Raw genomic sequence first — 21,572 nt, 5'->3', positions numbered from 1 at the left:
TTCAGGACACTCCTTTTAAGCACCAGGCCATTTCCCGCGCGCGGCGGTTCTCCAGACCTTTATTTTTCACACCGTTAACGTAAATCCAGCGCGGTAGCTGGTTACATGCCTGCCACCACTGCTGGCGATTGATATATGACACCATGGTTGACCTGCAGATCGCGCCGGTCCCCACATTGAAACCAATACTCACCAGCGCATCGTAGACATGCTGCGGGGGCTTAACCGTCAGGCAGGCATCCAGCCTTTTTTCAGTCAGCAGCACATTGTTTATTAACCCCTGCGCCGCCTGCCGTTCCGTGATAGCTTTCCCCGGCACCACCCCGGATGTATTTCCGATCCCGTCAGTCCAGACACCTGCGCTGCACTGATACGGCTGCAGACGACATCCCTCGTAATCGGCAATCAGTTTCAGCCCTTCAACGGAGGTTTTGAGCGACTGGAAACCGGGCAGCGTGGCGGCGATAGCCAGCACAGCCCCGACAAGGCAGCGCTTAACGATTGAAGGATTCATATTCCCCCCGTGAAATTTTGCCATCGCGCAGCAACCTGAAAGACTGGTGTTTGTAATACCAGTTGATAGCCAGCATCAGCACCCCAATCAGTACGCCGCCAACCGTTGACGCATCCTTGAGCGACAGATCGCCCAGCCATGCCAGCAGCACGGCGATGCAGTAAGTGATAAAGGCGCTGATTCGTTCAAGCGTCATAATTCAGTCCCATAGCTGGACGGTCTGCGCCGTAGTTGACGCCGTAATGTCCGGCAGCTCCACTTGCAGCCCGTGCGGTAAAAATGGGCCGTACTCAGCCAGCCCCGGATTTGCCTGCAGAACCTGCTCAGTGACACCCTGCGTGCGCCCGTAATGACGCCAGCAAAGCGCGTCCACCGTGTCATACTGATGCGCACGCACTTTCATCAGATAAGCTCCACCGTACAGTGCGGTACATCCTGCACCCGGCTGATAGCCCAGCGGGCATCACGCCACAGATCGCCGCTGGCCTCCGCCAGCTCCTCCCCTCGCTTCACGCCTGACGCCGTGGCGTCATAGTCCTGATAACGCTCATTGAGCACGGCGCGCGCCCAGCAAAAAACGGCGTTGTGGTAGTGCTGAATGCGCTCGCTCTTGCCGTCCAGCATTTCTGCAGGAACCTCAGCGAGTGTCCGCCAGCCCAGCATCTGCTGACGGTTGCGGAAGTCGTACAGCTCAGCGTTAACCTCAGAGATCGCCGTCAGCACGACCTGCTTTAAACGCGACTGCGTCACCGTGCCGTCAGTACGCATCACACTGCGAAATTCCGACAGGTCCACATCAGGCCAGAACGGCGTATTTTTGATGACCTCCGCCTGTTCCGGTACCTGTTCGGGCGCAACAAACTTCATGCGGCTTTCTCCTGAATAAGTGGGCGGTGGACGGGGTTTTGATGTGGCAGTGCCTTTCGTCACCCCGTGCCGCCCGTGCGCGGGGCACGTTCTTTAGCGGCTGTCATTGCGCAGTCTGCGCTCCAGCTGCTGCTTTTCTTTTTTCACGCCACAGCGGGGATCGAGCTGCAGCGCATGGGTAAGGTGATTCAGGGCAGATGCCGGGCTGCTTTCGCTCAGTACAGCGCCGATGGCTTTATGCAGACGCGCCCGCGACTGGTCCGGCATATCCAGATCGGTTGTCAGATCCAGCGTCTGCAGAAGCAGATCGGCATCAAAACCGGCTGCGGCTAGCAGAGCGCTTTGCGCCGCGTCTGCCATTTCTTCTGCCAGCACGGTCTGCACGTTACGGTTGCCCAGCGGCATCACCCAGCCATGGCGCAGCGCATGACGCCCGATTTCCAGCGCACCGGCATAATCACCGGCGTCGATACGCCACAGCATCACGTACATCAGCACGTCATCCTGCTGCGCACCTCCGGCAGCCAGCACGCCCTCTGCCCAGGCAGAATATTTCGGCAGCAGCTCCACCTTGATTTCCGCCTTTTTCACCGTGGACTGGATGCCTTTAAGCCTGCGGCGATCTTCTGCCAGTTGCAGCAGCATCAGGTCATAACCCGACGCATGGCGAACACTGCCGCCCTCACGGGCGGCCTGTTCGGCCTGAATGCGCAGGCGGTGCTGCCGTGCGGGACTCAGGCTCATGCGTTACTCTCCGTTTCCTGTTTCTGCTGCAGGCTGGTTGAAATCACCGATTTCGATGTTTTCAACCAGCGCCGCGCAGCGGTAGTCCTCGACCACATACGCCTCGTTGACGGATTCAAAGTTTTCAATCCGGTCACGTTTCGGGTTGTCGATAACAGAACGGCGGCGGGTGTCTTCCTGCCAGTAGATCGACAGGTTATCCAGACGGGTGATCAGCAGGGCATTCGCCGGGAAGAAAGGCGCACGCACAGCCTGCAGGCCGCCCATGCGTTTCTGGCTGATGATCAGATCAGCGGCGATTTTCTCGCTGTTGTCCTGCTCTTTGTTAACCAGCGGGAAATACTTGTCAGACAGCAGTTCACGACCACAGATAACAACCAGCTCGTCATCATCCTGATACTCCACATCGATCAGCTCGTTGACGGTATCCATCACCACCGCGTCAAGATTTACATACTTACCACCCGGACCTACTTTTACCGGCTCCGCAGTAGTGGTGCCGTCTTCTGCGGTTTTGCTGCCCATAACATGATCCGGCGCGTCTTCGCGGATTTTCTGCAGCCAGCCTTTATTGACGTCCTGCAGCAGCGGGTTTTCTGCACGATTGGACGTTTTGGCGCGCTTCACGCCGTTAAAGCCGATCATGATGCGGTCCAGCGCCTGACGTTTAACGATGGCGTTGCGGATACGCACCTGGAAGTCCTGGAATTTCGCCCACATGTCCAGTTTTGCGTAGGTCAGCACCGTATCAAAGTTGGTCTGCTCGCATTTGTATTCCACGTCTTCCATCAGCGTCGGATCGGTAGGCTCGCGCTCTTTGGTGGTGGTATCGGTGGTTCCGGCAATGGTGCTGCCAACGCCCAGCCCCAGCAACTGCCCGGACTGCTCAGTGACCGGCGTGATGTTAATCAGTGTCAGGAAAGCAGCGGACTGCTGGATCTGGTCTTCCAGCGTCTGCTGCACGGACGGCTCCACTGTGAACTTGCTGGAGAGTTCTTCAACCTCCACACCATTCAGGCGCGCCAGCTGCTGCAGGTAAGCGTTAAAGGCAAAGCGGGTTTTCTTTTTCATCTGGTTTTATGCTCCATCAGCAATTGGTCAGGGTGCCTGCCGGTGCGTCACCGCCCGGCGCGCGCTGGCGGTAATCCTTGCGGCTGTCTTCGCGGCTCAGCTGCTGCTGTAGCTCGGCAAAGGCGGCCTGCTGCTCCTGCAGGGAGGACTCCAGCGCGGAAAGGCGTTCACCGTTTTCAGCCAGGGATTTATCAGTGCGCTCGCTCAGGTTCTGCTGCTCGGTGGCGACAAGTTCCACGGCTTTATGCACGTCTGAGAAACGCGCATCGTCGGTCTGCTCTTTTTTGGTGAACAGCGCCGTGACGCGGGCAAAGAGGGACGGCTTTTCGTCCTGGGCTTCTTCCAGTTCGATCAGCGTTTCAACCGCTTCCGAAAACAGGTTTTCAGGGTTCTGCTTACGGTTTGCCAGCGGGTTATGTGCGGCGCTGGCGCTGAAAGCCAGCATTTCGGTGCCAAGGCTCGCAGGATCGTCCGTCGCACCCAGCCCTACAAGGTAGGCTTTGCCGGTGTCGGCAAACTTCGTGCTGACCTCCATGGAGGTGAAAAGCTTCTGGCCTTTTTTCACCAGTTCCACCAGGGCGTCAGTGGGTTCGATATCGGCATAAAGTGCCATCTTGCCCGCCAGTGGGCCGTCCTGGATTTCTTCTGCAACCAGCCCCGTCACCCTGCCATAGCGGTTAAACGTGCTCTCCGGCAGATAAGACTTGATGTGCTCAAGGTTAATCAGCGCGGTATAGACCGCCGGGTTGTAGCTGGCAGCCATCTGTACCAGCCATTCACGCTGGATCTCGCGCCCGTCAGTGGTGGCACCTTCCACCCCGATACGGAAACGCTTTGCTTTCACTGTCATGAGCCGTGCTCCGTTAGAAATAACTTACTGGAGTCTTATGTTTGCGGTGATGGGGGGAGTGAAACAACGCGCGGCACTTGTACGGTAAACCACACAAACCGCAGCCGGGGAAAGCCGTCAGGCAAGGCCGTATGTTTGGGCCATGAACACGACACTGACCCCCGCAGACCTCGATCCCCGTAGGCAGGCCATGCTGCTGTACTTTCAGGGATACCGCGTAGCCCGCATTGCTGAAATGCTGGGCGAAAAAGTTGCAACCGTTCACAGCTGGAAAAAACGCGACAAGTGGGGCGACTATGGGCCGCTGGATCAGATGCAGCTCACCACCGCCGCACGTTACTGCCAGCTCATCATGAAGGAGCAGAAAGAAGGGAAAGACTTCAAGGAAATTGACCTGCTGGCTCGCCAGTCAGAGCGCCACGCCCGGATCGGCAAATTTAACGATGGCGGGAACGAAGCTGATTTAAACCCGAAAGTCGCCAACCGTAACAAAGGGCCACGCCGCCAGCCCGAAAAGAATGTTTTCACCGACGAGCAGATCGAAAAGCTGGAAGAAGTCTTCCACGACTCTATGTTCGACTATCAGCGCCACTGGTTTGAAGCAGGGAAAACAAACCGCATCCGCAATCTGCTCAAGTCGCGCCAGATTGGCGCCACGTTTTATTTTGCCCGTGAAGCATTGATTGACGCCCTGCTGACCGGACGCAACCAGATTTTCCTTTCTGCCAGTAAGGCACAGGCGCACGTTTTTAAGCAGTACATCATCGACTTTGCTAAAGAAGTTGAGGTGGAGCTGAAAGGCGATCCCATGGTGCTACCCAATGGGGCAGCATTGTACTTCCTCGGCACCAATGCCCGTACGGCGCAGAGCTACCACGGCAACCTGTATCTGGATGAATATTTCTGGATACCGAAATTCCAGGAGCTGCGCAAGGTGGCCTCCGGTATGGCCATTCACAAGAAATGGCGACAAACCTACTTTTCCACGCCGTCCAGCCTGACCCACAGCGCGTATCCGTTCTGGTCCGGCGCGCTGTTTAACCGGGGCCGCGCCAAAGCGGACAAGGTGGATATTGACCTGACCCACAGCAACCTTGCGCGCGGCCTGCTCTGCCCTGACGGACAGTACCGCCAGATCGTCACCGTGGAGGATGCGGTGCGCGGCGGCTGTAACCTGTTCGATCTCGACCAGCTGCGCATGGAGTACAGCCCGGACGAATACCAGAACCTGCTGATGTGCGAATTTATTGACGATCTGGCGTCAGTATTCCCGCTCAGCGAGCTGCAGGCGTGCATGGTGGACAGCTGGGAAGTCTGGACCGATTTTCAGGCGCTGGCGCTGCGCCCGTTTGGCTGGCGGGAAGTCTGGATCGGTTACGACCCGGCGAAAGGTACGCAGAACGGTGACAGCGCAGGCTGCGTGGTTATGGCACCGCCAACTGTTCCGGGCGGGAAGTTCCGCATTCTGGAGCGTCATCAGTGGCGTGGGATGGACTTTCGCGCCCAGGCGGACGCTATCAAAAAACTAACTCAGCAGTACAACGTGACCTATATCGGCATCGACTCGACCGGCGTCGGGCACGGTGTTTATGAGAATGTAAAAGCGTTCTTTCCTGCCGTCCGGGAGTTTGTCTACAACCCCAACGTCAAAAACGCCCTGGTGCTCAAGGCATACGACATTATCAGCCACCGCCGTCTGGAGTTTGACGCCGGGCATACCGACATTGCGCAGTCCTTTATGGCTATCCGCCGCGCCACAACCGCCAGCGGCAACCGCCCTACTTACGAAGCGAGCCGCAGCGAAGAAGCCAGCCACGCAGATTTGGCCTGGGCAACGATGCACGCACTGTTTAACGAACCGCTGCAGGGCGAATCCGCCAATACCAGCAATATTGTGGAGATTTTTTGATGAGTGAACATGACGCCCTGACCAGCACCGCGCCAGTACAGGAGGCCGAACAGCAGAAGAGTACAACTCACGCCGAAGCGTTCAGCTTTGGCGATCCGATCCCGGTACTGGACCGCCGCGAACTGCTGGACTATGTGGAATGCATACAGATGGACAGATGGTATGAACCACCGGTGAGTTTTGACGGACTGGCCCGCACCTATCGCGCCGCCGTGCATCACAGCTCACCGATTGCCGTTAAGCGCAATATTCTTACCAGCACGTTTATCCCTCATCCGCTGCTAAGTCAGCAGGCTTTCAGCCGCTTTGTGCAGGATTATCTGGTGTTTGGTAACGCCTATCTTGAGAAACGCACCAACCGGCTCGGTGGCATTCTGTCACTGGAGCCGTCACTGGCGAAATATACCCGCCGTGGTGTGGATTTGGATACCTACTGGTTTGTGCAATATGGCATGACCACGCAGCCGTATGAGTTCACCAAAGGCAGCATTTTTCACCTAATGGAGCCGGATTTGAACCAGGAGATTTACGGTCTGCCGGAATACCTGTCCGCCATCCCTTCCGCCCTGCTGAACGAATCCGCCACGCTGTTCCGCCGCAAGTATTACATCAACGGCAGCCACGCGGGATTCATCATGTACATGACCGACGCTGCACAAAATCAGGAGGACGTGAACAACATCCGCCAAGCGATGAAAAGCGCTAAAGGGCCAGGCAACTTCCGCAACTTGTTTATGTACTCGCCGAACGGAAAGAAGGACGGTATTCAGATAATCCCACTGTCAGAAGTAGCAGCAAAAGATGAGTTTCTGAATATCAAGAACGTAAGCCGCGATGACATGATGGCAGCGCACCGCGTACCGCCACAAATGATGGGCATCATCCCCAACAATACAGGCGGCTTTGGTGATGTGGAAAAAGCCAGCCGAGTCTTTGTTCGCAACGAGCTGATGCCGCTGCAGAAGCGCCTACAAGAGCTAAATGACTGGCTGGGAGAGGAAGTGATCAGCTTTGAGATTTATACCTTAGGTGCAGATTAAATATAGCAAAAGGGCGCATTAGCATGCGCCCTAAACTCTTGTTCTTTGCATATAGTTAAGGTTGAGTCAAACTCCAATGCACCTCTATTGATAGAAGAGTTTCAGGTAGCCCACGAAGTTGGTGAAATATCCCTTCCATAACGTGCTCATGCGTACGCCCGTAACCAATACATGTTCTTAAAGCACTATCAACTCTACATTCACCCTGAAAAGCAATCGAGGCTTTTGCGTTGACATGATCAAGAGATAACTCATTGATAAGAAAACAAACCACTTGTTCTAAACATACAAAACGATTATTGAGAGATGCTTCCTCTATAAATCCAGTCTCAGCAATTGCCTTCAAAAAGCGTTTATCGCCTGATAGAAGCAGATCATGATTATTTATTAAACCTTGAAGCAAACGCATCTCGCCTTCATCAAGATTCTCGAAATTGTTCTGTAATTCAATCAAACGTTGATCCGTGATTAACTCTTCAAACGGCAAAAATGCCCTCTCTGACAGGCATTGCTGTACGCGTTCCAATGCCTCAGCACCATAACGACGAAGAGCTGACTTACCTCGTAACTGATAAAAAAGCGTATCTAAAACATAAAGTTGGCCGTACTTACTTGTAAGTAATTTGCAACCATCAGCAAGCAGATCAAGTTGAGCCAATTTCAGTACTACATCATTATCAAGTAATACAGCCACTGGCGTTACACCTCAATGTTGTTCATTCTGCATAACATTTCAAACTTGTCTTCCGATACCTTCTCTTCATCAACATATTCAAGAAAAGTTGCGGCAGCATGCTCCATCCAATCCAAACGAGGATAAAGTATGTTTAATGCACTTCCGCATACAGGGAAAAAATTCCCTGTATGCGTACGCCCCATTGTTTTGGCGTAATTTAAAGCTACGTGGCCAGGATCAACCTTATTGTGACGCCCTATACGCAAAGCTTCCGAAGCCAGCACTTCAGCAGAAATCCAACCATTGCTATGGAATGCAGCATCTGGTCTGCCATTAAGGAGTTCTATTGCGTAAGCATTGGCTTCTATTTCTTGAGGATTTTCGACATCATCTTCATTGATTTTTTCATCAATTAACAATGAGTTATCCTCAAGATGGCCGCAAGCGATATGCCCTAACTCGTGCGCCAAACTAAACAAAATACCACTTGCATGTTTATGTTTTTTTGTAAGAGCAATAACTGGGCGATCAGAAACCTTTATAGCAACAGCATCCATCTTTTTCCTGGCAGGAATATCCGTCATATACAAAACAGGGATACCCGCAGACCAAGCAAATTCTAAGAGTGACAGGAAATCTACCCAAGGCTTTCCTTGAGAAAGGATTATCTCACGTATATCACGAGCAGATGAAAGCCCCATATATGGTCTTTTAGCAACTGAAGCTGCGATTTTTGCCATACCATCAACCACAGCCGTAGCAGCCTGCAACTCTTCGACCGATTTATTTGCCGCGTGTTTATACTTTCTTACTGACTCATTGAATCTCAATTCAGCAGTAGGATTGACGACCGTCGCCAAATCCAGATTCGCAAACTTTGCCAAACCTAAAATTACCTGCTGGCTAATGCTCGCTGAATGATTAAGCGAATCATCCCACCAATCAGGAAGTAACTTTGATAGCCCTTCGGCTAAACGCCTATCAAGCGCCCCTACTCGGCGAAAGAAAGCATTAAGAGGCTTCTGATGTGTAGTTGCAGTCATCTCATCCCCTCCCTTTATTGTTAATTTTGATAGTTCTTTCTGTACACAGTATAACCGTAGCTATTTTGCTTAACACGCAATTTTTGAGAATCATAGCAAACTAGAATTTAGCTTTTTAAGCTCACAGCGCGCGCTCGTATCCCCGCCACGCCTGCCCGCTTTATGTAGTGGTTTTCATGCACCTGCATGAAACAGGCAAAAGCCCGCCAGTTCTGGCGGGCCTCAGCATAAACGATCCTTAAACGATCATGCGTTTTCATGCGGCATAGTCATGCGCTACGACGAAATCAGTCAAACAGAGAATAATTTGCATCAAATTCATGACTTGTGGCTTCGACTTTCGTAATAACTATCAAGTAACCAAGTCCATCAGATAAAGACACCGGATACTCCAGCTCAAGCCAGAAACAATCATCATAAGTTCTTCCCATCCAGTATCCGCCGCCGCACTCTTTTGGGCGTTGAAAAAAAACCCACTGACCGGGAATGATTGTTTCCAGCGTTTGACCGCGATATACAATTTGATACTTGTTGTCTTTAGACCCCATAGCTAACGCCTCGCATAGCTCGTTGTTCAACCTTGCGAGCGCCAGAACTACGTTCTGCCTCTCACAACGTTATCTAATGTAACCAGCTGTCGTCCTCCCAGACCTGTTGCATAATTTCCATCACTCGCTTTTTGTCTTCATCCAGTTTTAACCCGCTCAGTTCAACACCATTGGCACTGCCCTTACGGATACGAATTGCTGTTTTGGGATACAGAGGGCGCAAATTACGGTAAAGCTCGGATTCAAGGGCTTCCAGTGTGGCCTGGCTAATCTTCTGCTCTTTATCGATCATTATTTCAATGCGCATACAGATTCCCTTTAACTGGTAACGTCCATTGACCGGCTGTATTCATGGCTGCGAATTTTCGCCATCAACTCGTCTGTCAGTTCGGACACCCACTGGATAGCCAGCCGCTTTTCTTCGTCGCTGCACTCACTAGCCGCTACAAGCTTGATAAAAAAATCAATACGCTGGAGCTTCAATGACTCCAAAAGATAGTCCTGCATCTTCCCTCCTATCATTACACGGATACACAACTACTGTATGTATACCCACTGTTTATATAAACAGTATAGTAGGAAAGAAAAAATGTAAAACTCTTTTTTGTCAGTTAATTGGATGTACTGATGTCGGTCAATAAAGCACGAAATGTTAAACAGCAGCCTTAGTACCATTGACGCCATTTGTCATCTTCCTGCAGCCTCTGGTTACGGTAAAAAATACGTAAACCGGCACCGGATGGAATGCTGCCGCCACGCAGAAGCAAATCAATCTCAGATGCACTACCTTCAAACCCCCTGGTAGTCAGTTCTGCCTCAAGCTGCAGGCGCTGCTGCTGCGAAATACTCTGTATGTATGCTTTTTTCCGCTTCGGTTTTACCAGTCTCAACCTGGCTGTCAGCTCCCGCCGTTCCTTCTGGCCCATGTTGTTGAGATATTCCTGCAGCTCCTTCTCATCCATGGTTTTAATATCGGGTAAATCACCCCCTGATTTGTTCAGATTTTCAACAGGGGGACAGTTATTGCCACGAGTCCAAGGGGCGCAAGCGCCCTGGTCGGCTACCGCCTCCTGAACGTCAACGGCCTTACGAACCTTTTTCCACTTCATCGCGTGCGTGCAAATCTTGCCCTCTACAATCGGGGACCAGATTCCATAGATACGGATACCGTGATCGCCGTAGGCGCTCGGTTCGTCGTTAAGCTCATAAGCCGTGCGGACAAGATGATGTTTGCGAGGGACCAGTACACCGCCCTGCTTCATGATGTAGGTGGCAAAGCAACCCGCATCTGCAGCTGCCAGTACCGCATCCAGACGCGGATTATCCAGTACCGGCGCACCCGCTTTGCGTTCGCCCCGCACTCTCGCCGCCTGACTAGCCAGCAAGCGCAGCTCACGGTATGCCTGACGTCCCGGAATACCAAAGAAACGAAATTGCTGGACACGGTGCAGTGACGCCCAGGCACTGACATGCTCGGCGCTGTCACGCAGTGACCTGCCGGTTTCTTTACTGATTTCTTTAGCCAGCCCGCGCCCGTCGATGTTCTTACTGATGTATTTAGCGATGTAGCTGGTCGGCGTGCCCTTGCGCGGGTTTATTAGCTCAGACTTGAAGCGCGGCCCGGTATTGGTGCCCAGCTCCTCGCGGTCTTCACGGATTGCAAACTTACGCAGCAGCGCGGTGATGGAGCGACGGTCTTTTTTGCGCATAAAGCACAGAAGATGCCAGTGCACGGTGCCGTCATGGTGAGGCTCTGCAACGCGGACGCCGTACCAGCGCAGCCCGGCCTTGTGCATGGCCTTGCGAAAAGCGGCAAATGTATCAACCAGATAATCACTGCTCTGCCGGACAGTGGCGCTGGTCCATTTCGGATTAGGTCTGCCATTATTGAGGGTTGCGTGGAAACGTGACGGGCAGGTGATGGTATAAAATACCGCGCAGTCTCCGCGCATTTCTGCGATCAGCTCCAGCCCTTTAACACAGGCCATCATTTCATTACGGCGGTGCGCCGGGTTGCTGTTGCTGGCGTTCACCACATCTTCCATGTCCAGCGTGTCACCGTCTTCGTTGACCAGCTCATGCGAGCGGAAGAACTCCAGCGATTTACGCCGCTGCTCGCGTTTGTGGATCACGGCTTCATAGCTGACATACGGGGACGCTTTCTTGTTGACCAGGCAGACGGCACGCAGTTGCTCCTCCCGCCACTCACAGCGCATCTGCCACAATTTGCGATACCACCAGTCCGCGCATAGCATGCGCGCCAGCGACGGTGGGATCAGTTCATAAGGCACCGGCTTGCGGCGGCGCTTTTTGCGGCGTAACTTCTCAAAGGCAGGAGGGATGACCTCAAGGCGCATGGCTTCTGCAGCAACCCTTTCCCATGCCTGGCGGATTCCTTCTGGTTTAACATCTTCAGCAACAAACAGATCACCGCAGGCAGCATCAAGGCACATGCTCATATGTGCCGCAACCAGCGTGGACAGACGTTTGACCTGATCCTGACTCATTTCAGGCAATACCAGTAGCCCCTCCAGCCCGTCCTGGCTCGCCATGAACCGGAAAGACGCAGACACCTGGCTGTCACGCACGCGCTCCAGCCGCTCAAGACACGGTCTGATTGTTTCGCGCAGATAGCGGGAATAAGCTTTAGCCCTGCCCAAGCTATGGAAGTATTTAATCTGCTCCAGCAGAGGCTTGCTGATATGGGCAGGCATGGTGCTTACATCGGCAATAATCACCAAATCGGGATTAACGCGCTGCTGTTCGCGGGCCATTTTTGCATGGCTAATCAGCCAATCCTGCTCTATTTCACGCTGGACAGGATCACGGGATTCATTAAAGAAATAGCGTTCCCAAACCTTATCACTCAGCGCTTCACGGCGCAGATGCTCCTGCTCGTTATCCACAGAGTAAAGAGCGATCAGGTTTGAAAGCGCAGACTCCGGCGCAACTTCCGCCGGGTCCAGATAGGGGTTAACCGCTTTTTTTGGGGTATTCCATGGAAAGGCTGCGGCGGCCTCATTCGAGCCGCCGGTGGTTTGTGCATGATGTAATGTGAATTTACTCACTGCCACGCCCGCACCTCAGCTTCCACCGAGATATCAGGACCAGACGCCAAATCAACACCAAACCAGCATGCTGATTTTGTGGCGATGATTTCTACTGCAGTTTTACTATCACCGGCAGCCACGCCCATGCTGCGCTTAGCGGTTATACGATGGCGAGTAAAATCACGATAAAGCGAACGGGTCAGAGACGTATCGCTGTTGGACACGATAACCGGATGACCTTCTGATGACCGGCGTTCAAGAATAGACGCCAGATGGTACTGATCATCCTCTGTAAAACCAGCTGTGTGATATCCGTTAAACGTGCCGTCATATGGCGGATCGCAATAGACAACATCACCCGTTTGCAGCAGTGCCAGTGTCTCGTCATAGCTGGCGCAGATAAACGTTGCGCGTTTTGCTTTTTCTGCAAATGCGCGTATTTCGTTTTCAGGGAAGTACGGCTTTTTATAATTACCGTAAGGAACATTAAAATAACCGTCCAAATTATAGCGACACAGTCCGCGATAACCATGGCGATTTAAATATAAGAAATACAATGCGCGTTCAATTGCACCACCATAGCGCAAGTTAAACTCCTGTCTCGTCTTATAATATGCCGCTGAATCATTACGGGCTTCAAAAAGATATCGTCCCTCTTCGATGAAGTATTCAACATCATTCTTAATCACCTGATAAAGATTAATCAGGTCTGGATTAATATCCGCGACAAGATAATGAGGATAGTCTGTCGCCATCATCACAGCACAGGAACCGGCAAAAGGTTCAACCAGTCGCGGGCCCGCAGGAAGGTGTTTAATCAGTTCCGGCATTATTGCGGTTTTATTTCCCGCCCATTTCAGGATAGTGCTCATACAGCACCGCCTACGTAATGTTTACCTTTCAGCTCCGCAATCTCCTGACAAGTGACACAGCACTGCACACCCGGAATAGCGCGACGGCGAGCTGGCGGGATCGGTGCATCGCAATCAACGCAGAGCACACGGGAAATGCCCGGCGTTCTGTTGCGGGCGGTGTGGATGTGACGCTGACGCTCTTCTTCAACGCGTTGTTGTACAAGGTCCATTGAATCAGCCATCAGTGGATCTCCTGCGCTTCGTTCTGAATGTTTTCAGCCGCAATACGCAGCAGCTCCGCCGCTTCAACGTGGTTAAGCTGACGTGACGTGATATGGCAAGCCTGGCTATCAAGACGGGCTGCCATTGCCGCGGCACGTGCACGGCGTTCTTCCATGCGTACATCAGTCAGCATCTGGTTAAGGCCAGCATCATCTGGTCCTGTTTTGGTGATTCGGGTTTCAATATTTCGCATTGTTGTTTCTCCTGAATTTGGGCAATAAGAAGCCCGGCGGGTTTACGCCTTTAATTTCGGTTGTTGGTTAATTCGGCATGGCTAGCCGATTTGGAAATAAACTCACCACTGTACGGAAATGGTTCATTGCTTTAATCAGCTCCCGCTTTTCGTCAGTCGTCAGCTCACTAACATTGACGCTATGACGTTCCGCCGGAATCTTTGCCATAAAGAATATTGCGGCTAGTGCGCGTTTATTCTGTTCATGGTTAATATCCCGTTGGTCCCGCATATCGCTAATAAAGCGCTCCAGTTCTGAATCAATATTTAAGCCAAACACTTTCGCCCTTAATTCCGCGATGTGGTTTAACCCATTAAGGCGGAGGCCAGCGCTTAGCGGAACAGTCGCAGCATCCCCTTCAATAGCCATGGTTTCCCCTGCTTTTTAGTGGACAATTCAGCCAGCAGCGCATCCTGAGAGCGGCATGGATGCCAGCGCTTGCCATCCTTCCCCATAATCCAGCCATGGCCGCCGTGCATTGCAGGACTTTGCTTAACGAGCAGTGATGCAAAAGATGGTTCTTTAGTCAGCATAGCCACCTCAGATCAGACCGAACGAAGCGCCCAGGCCCGTCACGGTATCTACCGCGCTTGCCATCGCCGGATTCGCCTGCAAACGCGCATGCAATGAAACTGCAGTGAGTGCCATAAGGCGCGTAACTGAGTTGATGCTATTGATCACATCGCGGCGGCCTGCACTGGTTTTCACATCACCGGATACTGCGCCTGCAGCTACACGCCCAATCTCCGCAGTTGCACTCATGACGTAATGTGGCAGGTTCTCTTTTGCCACTTCATTCAATGGCACGCACGGCAGGCAATGGATTTGAGCCAGAAAACCGTCAACCAGCGTTGAGTCTTCTGTGATATCAGTCAGCAGCCAGATCTCCGGCGGCGTAAGTTGATGCGGTTGCTCCGGGTTCAGCTTATTGCGCAGCGTCTGGACATTCATTCCTGCGCATTCTGCCAGCTTCGCCATGTTGTGACGCAGCGCGAAAGCCCGGCAGGCTTCGTCAAAATGTGGATGTTTGGAAATCTTATAATCAAACATGTGCCCCTCTCAAAAAGTTCTCATAATTGAACTTGCTGACCAACAATGACGCGAAAGTTGGAATGACCGAGGGATTCACGAACCTGGTCTGTTTTGTACATCAGGTAACGCAGACTTACGCGACCTTTGTTTTTTTCTTTCTTGACCATGTACTTAGCAAGCTGACCATGGTGAATTTTCTGGTAAACAGAGCCACGGGAGATACCTTCCCATTCAGCGAACTCTGCAGGTGTAGCCATCTCTTTTGGTACACGAATTGAAATATCAGTGCTCATAGTGCAGTATCTCTTAGTTTGGTTTCGATTTATCTCGTTTTATAGGATTGAGGTTTGTTTTTCAAACCTTGAGTGAATACTAAGATCACATTTTATATACGTTAAGGGTTTTGCTTATGAGATCTATCAAGGTAGGTAATGACAGCGGAGGGCGTGAAGCTATCAATAGGCTGATTAAGGCTTATAACTTCAACTCTCGACAGCAGTTGTGTGACCATCTTTCCGTTTCAAAAAGCACTATGGCAAACAGATACTTAAGAGACAGCTTCCCTGCTGAATGGGTTATACAGTGCGCTCTTGAAACTGGGGTTTCGCTGCTTTGGTTAACGACTGGGCAAGGTGATAAAAATGATAATAACGCGCAGGAAAATAGTTTTGGTTTTGTGAACCAGACCCACATCAAACCGTTATCCGAGGTTGTAGCGCCTGAAATTGATAAGGCCACATTAGATGGTGGCGCTTTAGTGGACCAAGGCAAGGTGATATTGGATAACAGTCTAATCCCCCACAACATGACTAATCCGTGGCTCATCCATACAGACGATGGCTCTTACCTCGTTGACCGTAGCGGCACTCCACCAGTAAATGGCGTATGGCTCGTTGATATTGATGGAATAAAAACGATAGCTAAACTTGCACGCATCCCCGGCAATCGCTTAATTGTCCAGCAGGGTGAGTCATCTTTTGAGTGCAGCCTTGATGATATCGAGGTAGTAGGACGTGCTATAAAAGTAATTAAGAGTCTGTGATATGACGATCAGAAAGCAGCCGAACGGAAAATGGTTGTGTGAGTGCTACCCGAACGGGCGCGACGGCAAACGCGTGCGCAAGCAATTTGCGACGAAAGGCGAGGCCATAGCATTCGAAAACTTCACCATGGATGAAGTGAACAAAAAACCATGGCTAGGAGAAAAAGAGGATCGGCGACATCTGTCAGAGGTGATAGAGCAATGGCACTCACTCTACGGGCAGACGCTTGCAGACCCCAAACGCCTGATGGCGAAACTTAGAATTATCTGTAATGGTCTGGGTGATCCCATTGCCTCAGAACTGACAGCCGGTGACTTTACGAAATACCGCGAAGCGCGGCTAAAAGGTGAAGTGCGAAATGAAGATGGCGCGCTTATGTCACCTGTTAAGCCCCGCACGGTAAACCTTGAACAGCGCAACCTATCATCAGTTTTTGGCACCCTGAAAAAGCTGGGCCACTGGTCAGCGCCCAATCCGCTCGCCGGACTGCCAACATTTAAAATCGCAGAGGGCGAACTAGCGTTTCTGACACCAGAAGAAATTAAGCGCCTATTAGATGCCTGCGCAGATTCTCAAAGCCCCAGCTTACTGATGATTGCAAAAATATGCCTAGCCACCGGTGCACGATGGAGTGAAGCCGAAAACCTGCAGGGCCATCAGTTATCGAAATACCGAATCACCTATACCAAGACCAAGGGCAAGAAAAACCGTACCGTGCCGATATCTCAGGATCTGTATGACGAACTCCCCAAGAACAGAGGGAAGCTATTCACCCCGTGCAGAAAAGCCTTTGAGCGAGCAGTAAAACGAGCTGGCATCGAGCTACCAGAGGGCCAATGCACTCACGTGCTGCGTCATACATTCGCCAGTCATTTTATGATGAATGGCGGAAACATACTGGTACTGCGCGATATTCTGGGCCATGCCGATATAAAAATGACGATGATTTACGCCCATTTTTCTCCAGATCACTTAGAAGACGCTGTGACTAAAAATCCACTAAATTTATTAAAGTGAGAACAGAATGCAACAGGATAGAGATGTTGAAACTCAGTTAAATATGATGTTGGATGAGTTGTATGGTAATGAGGATTTAATGCCCCCTTTTAAACCCAAAGGTGACATCGTTTCTGATTTTAACTCTCGCTGCAATGAATATCTTAAAATTTTAAATGAATTTAAAATTAAAAACAAAACCAGACTTAAGATTGATCTGCTAATAAAGCGAGTATTAAAAATACAACTAGGAATAACCGAGAGTCTTCAACAGTTTTTAGCGGGTGACATCAAAGAGGCATATGATATATTCGATGACACTTTTTCAGATAATCTTATTAATAAGCATATTCAAAGAATCACAATGCCTCTTAAGGAAATATGTAATTATGATCAACCACTCTATAGAGTACGTAAATCAGACAGACCATTACTTAACAGGGAAGATATTTTCCATATTCCATTTTCCTGCCGACATCTTGTAAGTGCCCAACGTTACTCAGTAGCGGGACTCCCCTGTTTATATCTAGGCTCATCGCTATATGTATGCTGGCAAGAAATGGACAAACCAGATTTTGATAAACTATATATATCTTCATTCATATCACAAGATACTAAATCTAAAATTCTTAACTTTGTTCCACAACTGAAAACCTCAATCAATACTAAAGAATGGGGCAGTGAAGAGTTAAGAACAAATAATTATATCAAAGGTTCGTATTTGGTTCTCTGGCCTTTAATTTTTTCATGTAGCTATATAAAAACGCATGAAAACTCAAGCTTTACACAAGAATATATAATACCTAATTTACTCATGCAGTGGATTAGCACACGGGGTCAATCTCCAATATCTGGCATAGCTTATTCATCAACGAAAATGAAAAAAAGTCGAGGTTCAAAACTTTCAATAAATGTTGTGTTACCACCCAAAGCTACATATAGACAAACGACTCAAAAAGATTTTTGCCCAAGGTTGTCATCATTATTTGATTTCACTCCACCTGTTTCATGGCAGGTTTTAAAAACATTAGAGTATCAGAATGCGATCCCCAAAACATCTGAGCAGGAGAGAGCTATCAGATTTCTTGATCGAAAAGAAAGGCTATCTGGCATTACTGATTTTGATAGTGACATAATCAGACTTTACCCATTAACTGACTTCTATAAACTGGAAGTTTGCATGGATCGCTTATTCGATTATTCTCCTATCAGATAGGCCAGCAATAGTGGCGACACTTTGGCGGCAGAGCATTAAAAACGGATAAAACGGACAAATACCAAATAATACTAACACTCTGTTTTTAAACGTAAATCACTGTTTTCATTATAGTAAAAATGGTATGTAGGAATTTCGGACGCGGGTTCAACTCCCGCCAGCTCCACCAAATGATGATCCGGATATGTCCGGTGAAGTACAGAAAGCCCGCACAGCACAAGCTCTGCGGGCTTTTTTGTGTCTGTCATTGTCCGAGAACATCCGGCTAAATCCAGAGAAAATTGGTACACGTTTAGGTACACGCTATACTGTGGTCCATTAAACGTGTACCAATTATGGAAGGAATCCAGACATGGCGCGCATCACACGCCCCCTCACTAACAACGAGATCCTTAAAGCTAAACCCCGAGAAAAAGATTTCACTCTGCATGATGGGGACGGCCTGTTCTTACTCGTGAAAACATCTGGTAAAAAGCTCTGGCGCTTCCGATACCAACGTCCAGTAAGTAATAGCCGAACTAACCTGAGTCTCGGCTCATACCCTGCCCTTACACTCGCAGCAGCTCGTCAGATACGCGACCAATATTTGGCTACGCTCGCGCAGGGGATGGATCCGCAACAGCAACAAGAGCAAGCATCAGAGCAACGTCAGATTGAGCTGGATAGCATTTTCTCAACTGTGGCCTCCAACTGGTTCAAAATGAAGAGCAAAAGCGTCACAGAGGACTACGCGAAGGATATTTGGCGTTCTCTAGATAAAGACGTATTCCCAGCAATAGGCGCGATACCTGTTCAGGAGATTAAGGCCAGAACGATAGTTGAAGCATTGGAACCAATCAAAGCACGCGGCGCATTAGAGACTGTTCGTCGCCTGGTCCAGCGCATTAACGAAATAATGATTTACGCAGTCAACACCGGCCTGATCGATACTAACCCGGCATCAGGTGTTGGAATGGCATTTGAGAAACCCAAAAAGCAGAACATGCCCACGCTACGACCAGAAGAATTACCTAAGCTGATGCGTTCTCTGGTCATGTCGAATCTGTCTGTTTCGACTCGATGTCTTATTGAGTGGCAGCTCCTGACCCTAGTGCGCCCTTCTGAGGCTTCTGGTGCTCGGTGGGTCGAGATCGATCTCGATGCCAAACTCTGGACGATTCCCGCCGAACGAATGAAGGCTAAGCGTGAACACATTGTCCCTTTGTCACCTCAGGCTTTAGATATTTTGGAAGTAATGAAGCCAATCAGCGCTCATCGTGAACATATTTTCCCTAGTAGAAATGATCCAAAGCGGCCGATGAATAGTCAGACTGCTAATGCTGCTTTAAAACGTATAGGTTATGGTGGAAAATTAGTTGCACATGGTTTACGTTCAATAGCCAGTACAGCTCTCAACGAATCTAATTTTAATTCTGATGTGATTGAGTCTGCGCTGGCACACACAGATAAGAATGAGGTTAGGAAAGCGTACAATCGGTCCATTTATTTGAAACAAAGAGTTGAGCTAATGGACTGGTGGGGTAATTTTGTTATGATTACTAATAGATGATAAAGGACTGCACATGAGCACAGTAAAAAATATTGATACCGTTTCATCACACTTTAACATTTCGCCATCAATTCTTGATCAACTTGATGTTGTTGATGTTTTATTAGAGTCAGATACGTTGCTTTTCATTGACCCTATGCTCCTCCCTGAAAGTAAGCATCCTGAAATGAAAGTGGATGCTGATAAGAAATACATAGATACTTTCACAAGTATCATTAAATTACTTAAAGCATCTAAGGTTCAGAATGATAATGATGTTGCTTGGAAGGCAGCCAAAAAGTTATTTTCATTTTCCGAAATAGGATGGACATGTTTGGGTTATGGCTCATCAGCCAAAGGCTCAGGATTCGGGCCACACCTTGTGAACACAACAATGAATACTGCCTATCAAATTATCAACATGGATATTGATGATCCTGACTTATTTATGGTCATGTCGTTATTTGAAGAAGGTATTGGGGCTGATAGAATTAGTGACATGACTACAAATATAATATTTGAGTCCTTAGTGAAATTCTCAGAAAGAGTTAATCAAACCCTTCAAATCCCGACAAAAGAATTTTCTTTTAAAGGGAAAAAGTACATTGCCCCTCATAATCCATTAACAGATAAACCATTAATATTAGTTCCTAAAGATGTTGTCCGTGATTTGCCTATATCCACTGACTGGAGCGGTGCAGTCAGTACAATGAAAGAAAACACGGACCTACGTGACAGAATTAATACCAACATTGGTAAACTGCTCGCATCAATGACCCAAAAAGAAAAAGCTGAAGCCAAGCGACGAGCTTTAGAGAAAAAAGAATATTTTGAAGACCTCCTAGAATTAATAAAAGAAGTAGAAAAAGAGCCTTACGATTTTAAAGCTGATAAGAATGGTGAATTATTTTGGTCAAGACTTGTATCTTCAATAGATAAAAAATACCCTTTCAATCTTTCTAAGTTTAATAAAAAACTAACCTTAGATGAGGTAGAAAATTTGGTTGATGAGATATTAACCCAATTCAAAGATCTAATTGAAAACAAAGGTCTATGGAAGGAAATGTGGGCAGATGATAAAAAACCAAGAAAAGAAAAAGCGGCTCAACGTTTACTTTTTGCAGTAGCTTATTCATATTGCAAAGCCAATAACTTAGACATTAGCCCTGAGGCTGACTCTGGTAATGGACCTGTTGACTTCAAAGTCTCGCAAGGATTCGAGCAGAAAGTTTTAGTTGAAGTTAAGTTATCATCCAATGGTAAATTACTGCACGGATATGAAAAGCAATTAGAAATTTATAGAAATGGTGATGATACAGATCGAGCATTTTTCGTAATAGTTGATATCGGTCATTTAGGAGAAAAATACCAAAAGGTCCAGCAGGCTAGAATTGCAGCAGAAAATGAAGGTTTAAGAGCCTCAAAGATTATTCATATTGATGCACAACAAAAAGACTCTGCGAGCATTCGTATCTAGATTAACAAAGGCTCAACTATCACTTAGTTGAGCCTTTGTTATTTTCTACCAGATTAATATATCTACATATGTTTGCGCGCAATGCTCTCCCCGCCACGCCTGCCCGCTTAAGAGGTCACTTTTAATGCAGGTGCATGAACGGCCTCAGGCCGCACCGGTACTGGTGTTGCGTGGGATAAAAAATACGGGGATTTTCATGCAAAGCCATGCACCTTATGGATGCATGGCTTTTTCGGGAAAAATAGCGGAATTTTCGGGGATTTTTTTGCGTGCTAGCGTGCGGCCAGTTCTGCACGTCGGCGGGTGTAAATCAGGTTCTGTGCTGGGGTGAATTTCTGGCGATTATCATCCCGCGAAGCCGCATCAGGCCTGAATCCGATGCCCGTTAAAATATCGCTGTCCTGCGCGGAATAATTAATTTTTTCACCTGCGGCCAGCCACACCGACAGGGCTTCACGCAGATAATCAACCGAGTGCTGCATGGCGCTCTGTTTTACTGCGGGAAGCTGTTCGTTATACCCCATCAGCTCAGGTGCCAGCGTGGCGGCCAGCTCCGCGCCGTGCTGCTGCATAAAGTCATGGAGCCGGTTGCGGATGCT

At 49.4% G+C, this 21,572-nt stretch carries 28 protein-coding genes; 7 read left to right on the top strand and 21 right to left on the bottom strand.

Annotated features, from left to right (window positions below; translation table 11 throughout):
- Window position 1: 1 nt before the first annotated feature.
- The 7 genes from OGY71_RS00185 to OGY71_RS00155 form a co-directional block, all read right to left on the bottom strand.
- Window positions 2–514 (bottom strand): lysozyme, encoded by a 513-nt coding sequence (locus OGY71_RS00185; protein WP_286511902.1) that lies wholly within the window; start codon window positions 512–514, stop codon window positions 2–4.
- Window positions 495–710 (bottom strand): HP1 family phage holin, encoded by a 216-nt coding sequence (locus OGY71_RS00180; RefSeq protein WP_001397650.1) that lies wholly within the window; start codon window positions 708–710, stop codon window positions 495–497. Before OGY71_RS00180 ends, OGY71_RS00185 begins: the two co-directional genes overlap by 20 nt.
- A 3-nt stretch (window positions 711–713) precedes the next feature.
- The gene (locus OGY71_RS00175) at window positions 714–917 is read right to left on the bottom strand and encodes a tail protein X (RefSeq protein WP_000868184.1); all 204 of its coding nucleotides are present in this window, start codon (window positions 915–917) and stop codon (window positions 714–716) included.
- On the bottom strand, window positions 917–1,381 hold the full coding sequence (locus OGY71_RS00170; RefSeq protein WP_286511899.1) for a head completion/stabilization protein: 465 nt from the start codon (window positions 1,379–1,381) through the stop codon (window positions 917–919). Before OGY71_RS00170 ends, OGY71_RS00175 begins: the two co-directional genes overlap by 1 nt.
- A gap of 93 nt (window positions 1,382–1,474) precedes the next feature.
- Window positions 1,475–2,125 carry a phage terminase small subunit gene (gene gpM, locus OGY71_RS00165; RefSeq protein ID WP_286511897.1) on the bottom strand — a complete coding sequence of 217 codons (651 nt, stop codon included), beginning with the start codon at window positions 2,123–2,125 and terminating at the stop codon, window positions 1,475–1,477.
- 3 nt (window positions 2,126–2,128) lie between these two features.
- On the bottom strand, window positions 2,129–3,196 hold the full coding sequence (locus OGY71_RS00160) for a phage major capsid protein, P2 family (protein WP_286511896.1): 1,068 nt from the start codon (window positions 3,194–3,196) through the stop codon (window positions 2,129–2,131).
- A gap of 16 nt (window positions 3,197–3,212) precedes the next feature.
- A complete protein-coding gene (locus OGY71_RS00155) occupies window positions 3,213–4,046 on the bottom strand; it encodes a GPO family capsid scaffolding protein (protein WP_174501124.1) in 834 nt (277 codons plus the stop codon).
- A gap of 142 nt (window positions 4,047–4,188) precedes the next feature.
- On the opposite strand from OGY71_RS00155, the gene OGY71_RS00150 reads away from it, so the two are divergent.
- Complete coding sequence (locus OGY71_RS00150) at window positions 4,189–5,955, top strand: terminase ATPase subunit family protein (RefSeq protein ID WP_257680053.1); 1,767 nt, start codon at window positions 4,189–4,191, stop codon at window positions 5,953–5,955.
- On the top strand, window positions 5,955–6,995 hold the full coding sequence (locus OGY71_RS00145) for a phage portal protein (protein WP_052946290.1): 1,041 nt from the start codon (window positions 5,955–5,957) through the stop codon (window positions 6,993–6,995). Before OGY71_RS00150 ends, OGY71_RS00145 begins: the two co-directional genes overlap by 1 nt.
- Before the next feature lie 55 nt (window positions 6,996–7,050).
- Here OGY71_RS00145 and OGY71_RS00140 read toward each other — a convergent pair whose 3' ends face one another.
- The 13 genes from OGY71_RS00140 to OGY71_RS00080 all read right to left on the bottom strand — a co-directional run bounded on the left by OGY71_RS00140 (window position 7,051) and on the right by OGY71_RS00080 (window position 15,006).
- The gene (locus OGY71_RS00140) at window positions 7,051–7,689 is read right to left on the bottom strand and encodes a hypothetical protein (RefSeq protein ID WP_001747379.1); all 639 of its coding nucleotides are present in this window, start codon (window positions 7,687–7,689) and stop codon (window positions 7,051–7,053) included.
- A gap of 5 nt (window positions 7,690–7,694) precedes the next feature.
- A complete protein-coding gene (locus tag OGY71_RS00135) occupies window positions 7,695–8,714 on the bottom strand; it encodes an ImmA/IrrE family metallo-endopeptidase (protein ID WP_033817166.1) in 1,020 nt (339 codons plus the stop codon).
- 287 nt (window positions 8,715–9,001) lie between these two features.
- A complete protein-coding gene (locus OGY71_RS00130) occupies window positions 9,002–9,262 on the bottom strand; it encodes a hypothetical protein (protein WP_019077493.1) in 261 nt (86 codons plus the stop codon).
- Window positions 9,263–9,335: 73 nt separating this feature from the next.
- Window positions 9,336–9,569: a DinI family protein gene (locus OGY71_RS00125; protein WP_019077494.1), complete on the bottom strand. Its 234-nt coding sequence runs from the start codon at window positions 9,567–9,569 to the stop codon at window positions 9,336–9,338.
- Window positions 9,570–9,580: 11 nt separating this feature from the next.
- On the bottom strand, window positions 9,581–9,769 hold the full coding sequence (locus OGY71_RS00120) for a hypothetical protein (RefSeq protein ID WP_001154444.1): 189 nt from the start codon (window positions 9,767–9,769) through the stop codon (window positions 9,581–9,583).
- A gap of 158 nt (window positions 9,770–9,927) precedes the next feature.
- Window positions 9,928–12,336: a replication endonuclease gene (locus OGY71_RS00115; protein WP_286612592.1), complete on the bottom strand. Its 2,409-nt coding sequence runs from the start codon at window positions 12,334–12,336 to the stop codon at window positions 9,928–9,930.
- Window positions 12,327–13,184 (bottom strand): DNA adenine methylase, encoded by an 858-nt coding sequence (locus tag OGY71_RS00110; protein ID WP_221666642.1) that lies wholly within the window; start codon window positions 13,182–13,184, stop codon window positions 12,327–12,329. Before OGY71_RS00110 ends, OGY71_RS00115 begins: the two co-directional genes overlap by 10 nt.
- Window positions 13,181–13,408 carry a TraR/DksA family transcriptional regulator gene (locus OGY71_RS00105; RefSeq protein WP_221666643.1) on the bottom strand — a complete coding sequence of 76 codons (228 nt, stop codon included), beginning with the start codon at window positions 13,406–13,408 and terminating at the stop codon, window positions 13,181–13,183. Before OGY71_RS00105 ends, OGY71_RS00110 begins: the two co-directional genes overlap by 4 nt.
- Window positions 13,408–13,641, bottom strand: a complete 234-nt coding sequence (locus OGY71_RS00100; RefSeq protein WP_286612589.1) for a DUF2732 family protein — start codon at window positions 13,639–13,641, stop codon at window positions 13,408–13,410. The genes OGY71_RS00105 and OGY71_RS00100 overlap by 1 nt, the downstream gene beginning before the upstream one ends.
- Before the next feature lie 67 nt (window positions 13,642–13,708).
- The gene (locus OGY71_RS00095; protein WP_000963480.1) at window positions 13,709–14,050 is read right to left on the bottom strand and encodes a DUF5347 family protein; all 342 of its coding nucleotides are present in this window, start codon (window positions 14,048–14,050) and stop codon (window positions 13,709–13,711) included.
- The gene (locus OGY71_RS00090; RefSeq protein WP_079939231.1) at window positions 14,014–14,214 is read right to left on the bottom strand and encodes a phage filamentation protein Fil family protein; all 201 of its coding nucleotides are present in this window, start codon (window positions 14,212–14,214) and stop codon (window positions 14,014–14,016) included. The genes OGY71_RS00095 and OGY71_RS00090 overlap by 37 nt, the downstream gene beginning before the upstream one ends.
- Before the next feature lie 7 nt (window positions 14,215–14,221).
- Window positions 14,222–14,731 carry a phage regulatory CII family protein gene (locus OGY71_RS00085; protein ID WP_079939232.1) on the bottom strand — a complete coding sequence of 170 codons (510 nt, stop codon included), beginning with the start codon at window positions 14,729–14,731 and terminating at the stop codon, window positions 14,222–14,224.
- A 20-nt stretch (window positions 14,732–14,751) separates the two neighbouring features.
- Complete coding sequence (locus tag OGY71_RS00080; protein WP_079939233.1) at window positions 14,752–15,006, bottom strand: Rha family transcriptional regulator; 255 nt, start codon at window positions 15,004–15,006, stop codon at window positions 14,752–14,754.
- 116 nt (window positions 15,007–15,122) lie between these two features.
- Here OGY71_RS00080 and OGY71_RS00075 point away from each other — a divergent pair, with 116 nt between their 5' ends.
- The 5 genes from OGY71_RS00075 (at window position 15,123) to OGY71_RS00055 (ending at window position 20,973) form a co-directional block, all read left to right on the top strand.
- The gene (locus OGY71_RS00075) at window positions 15,123–15,755 is read left to right on the top strand and encodes a phage repressor protein CI (protein ID WP_061382282.1); all 633 of its coding nucleotides are present in this window, start codon (window positions 15,123–15,125) and stop codon (window positions 15,753–15,755) included.
- 1 nt (window position 15,756) lies between these two features.
- Entirely contained in the window at window positions 15,757–16,773 is a 1,017-nt protein-coding gene (locus tag OGY71_RS00070; protein WP_096756066.1) for a site-specific integrase, read from the top strand.
- A 7-nt stretch (window positions 16,774–16,780) separates the two neighbouring features.
- Window positions 16,781–17,968 (top strand): hypothetical protein, encoded by a 1,188-nt coding sequence (locus tag OGY71_RS00065; RefSeq protein WP_232794641.1) that lies wholly within the window; start codon window positions 16,781–16,783, stop codon window positions 17,966–17,968.
- A 352-nt stretch (window positions 17,969–18,320) separates the two neighbouring features.
- Window positions 18,321–19,517 (top strand): integrase domain-containing protein, encoded by a 1,197-nt coding sequence (locus OGY71_RS00060; RefSeq protein WP_001592518.1) that lies wholly within the window; start codon window positions 18,321–18,323, stop codon window positions 19,515–19,517.
- Between the two features lie 13 nt (window positions 19,518–19,530).
- Entirely contained in the window at window positions 19,531–20,973 is a 1,443-nt protein-coding gene (locus tag OGY71_RS00055) for a DUF8370 family protein (protein ID WP_001592520.1), read from the top strand.
- A 272-nt stretch (window positions 20,974–21,245) separates the two neighbouring features.
- On the opposite strand, the gene OGY71_RS00050 is transcribed toward OGY71_RS00055, so the two are convergent.
- On the bottom strand, window positions 21,246–21,572 hold a 327-nt coding region (locus OGY71_RS00050; RefSeq protein WP_286612582.1), incomplete at its 5' end, for a phage polarity suppression protein.

The organism is Citrobacter sp. Cpo109, assembly GCF_030332565.1.
In the GTDB taxonomy this organism is placed as follows: domain Bacteria; phylum Pseudomonadota; class Gammaproteobacteria; order Enterobacterales; family Enterobacteriaceae; genus Citrobacter; species Citrobacter portucalensis.
Note: the sequence above shows the minus strand (reverse complement) of the source record. Positions and strands in the feature narration are given on the sequence as shown.

Excerpts from the sequence above, each read along its gene's own strand:
- OGY71_RS00185 (WP_286511902.1), bottom strand. The coding sequence starts at position 514 with ATGAATCCTTCAATCGTTAAGCGCTGCCTTGTCGGGGCTGTGCTGGCT.
- OGY71_RS00180 (WP_001397650.1), bottom strand. The coding sequence starts at position 710 with ATGACGCTTGAACGAATCAGCGCCTTTATCACTTACTGCATCGCCGTG.
- OGY71_RS00175 (WP_000868184.1), bottom strand. The coding sequence starts at position 917 with ATGAAAGTGCGTGCGCATCAGTATGACACGGTGGACGCGCTTTGCTGG.
- OGY71_RS00170 (WP_286511899.1), bottom strand. The coding sequence starts at position 1,381 with ATGAAGTTTGTTGCGCCCGAACAGGTACCGGAACAGGCGGAGGTCATC.
- gpM (WP_286511897.1), bottom strand. The coding sequence starts at position 2,125 with ATGAGCCTGAGTCCCGCACGGCAGCACCGCCTGCGCATTCAGGCCGAA.
- OGY71_RS00160 (WP_286511896.1), bottom strand. The coding sequence starts at position 3,196 with ATGAAAAAGAAAACCCGCTTTGCCTTTAACGCTTACCTGCAGCAGCTG.
- OGY71_RS00155 (WP_174501124.1), bottom strand. The coding sequence starts at position 4,046 with ATGACAGTGAAAGCAAAGCGTTTCCGTATCGGGGTGGAAGGTGCCACC.
- OGY71_RS00150 (WP_257680053.1), top strand. The coding sequence starts at position 4,189 with ATGAACACGACACTGACCCCCGCAGACCTCGATCCCCGTAGGCAGGCC.
- OGY71_RS00145 (WP_052946290.1), top strand. The coding sequence starts at position 5,955 with ATGAGTGAACATGACGCCCTGACCAGCACCGCGCCAGTACAGGAGGCC.
- OGY71_RS00135 (WP_033817166.1), bottom strand. The coding sequence starts at position 8,714 with ATGACTGCAACTACACATCAGAAGCCTCTTAATGCTTTCTTTCGCCGA.
- OGY71_RS00130 (WP_019077493.1), bottom strand. The coding sequence starts at position 9,262 with ATGGGGTCTAAAGACAACAAGTATCAAATTGTATATCGCGGTCAAACG.
- OGY71_RS00125 (WP_019077494.1), bottom strand. The coding sequence starts at position 9,569 with ATGCGCATTGAAATAATGATCGATAAAGAGCAGAAGATTAGCCAGGCC.
- OGY71_RS00120 (WP_001154444.1), bottom strand. The coding sequence starts at position 9,769 with ATGCAGGACTATCTTTTGGAGTCATTGAAGCTCCAGCGTATTGATTTT.
- OGY71_RS00110 (WP_221666642.1), bottom strand. The coding sequence starts at position 13,184 with ATGAGCACTATCCTGAAATGGGCGGGAAATAAAACCGCAATAATGCCG.
- OGY71_RS00105 (WP_221666643.1), bottom strand. The coding sequence starts at position 13,408 with ATGGCTGATTCAATGGACCTTGTACAACAACGCGTTGAAGAAGAGCGT.
- OGY71_RS00100 (WP_286612589.1), bottom strand. The coding sequence starts at position 13,641 with ATGCGAAATATTGAAACCCGAATCACCAAAACAGGACCAGATGATGCT.
- OGY71_RS00095 (WP_000963480.1), bottom strand. The coding sequence starts at position 14,050 with ATGGCTATTGAAGGGGATGCTGCGACTGTTCCGCTAAGCGCTGGCCTC.
- OGY71_RS00090 (WP_079939231.1), bottom strand. The coding sequence starts at position 14,214 with ATGCTGACTAAAGAACCATCTTTTGCATCACTGCTCGTTAAGCAAAGT.
- OGY71_RS00085 (WP_079939232.1), bottom strand. The coding sequence starts at position 14,731 with ATGTTTGATTATAAGATTTCCAAACATCCACATTTTGACGAAGCCTGC.
- OGY71_RS00080 (WP_079939233.1), bottom strand. The coding sequence starts at position 15,006 with ATGAGCACTGATATTTCAATTCGTGTACCAAAAGAGATGGCTACACCT.
- OGY71_RS00075 (WP_061382282.1), top strand. The coding sequence starts at position 15,123 with ATGAGATCTATCAAGGTAGGTAATGACAGCGGAGGGCGTGAAGCTATC.
- OGY71_RS00070 (WP_096756066.1), top strand. The coding sequence starts at position 15,757 with ATGACGATCAGAAAGCAGCCGAACGGAAAATGGTTGTGTGAGTGCTAC.
- OGY71_RS00065 (WP_232794641.1), top strand. The coding sequence starts at position 16,781 with ATGCAACAGGATAGAGATGTTGAAACTCAGTTAAATATGATGTTGGAT.
- OGY71_RS00060 (WP_001592518.1), top strand. The coding sequence starts at position 18,321 with ATGGCGCGCATCACACGCCCCCTCACTAACAACGAGATCCTTAAAGCT.
- OGY71_RS00055 (WP_001592520.1), top strand. The coding sequence starts at position 19,531 with ATGAGCACAGTAAAAAATATTGATACCGTTTCATCACACTTTAACATT.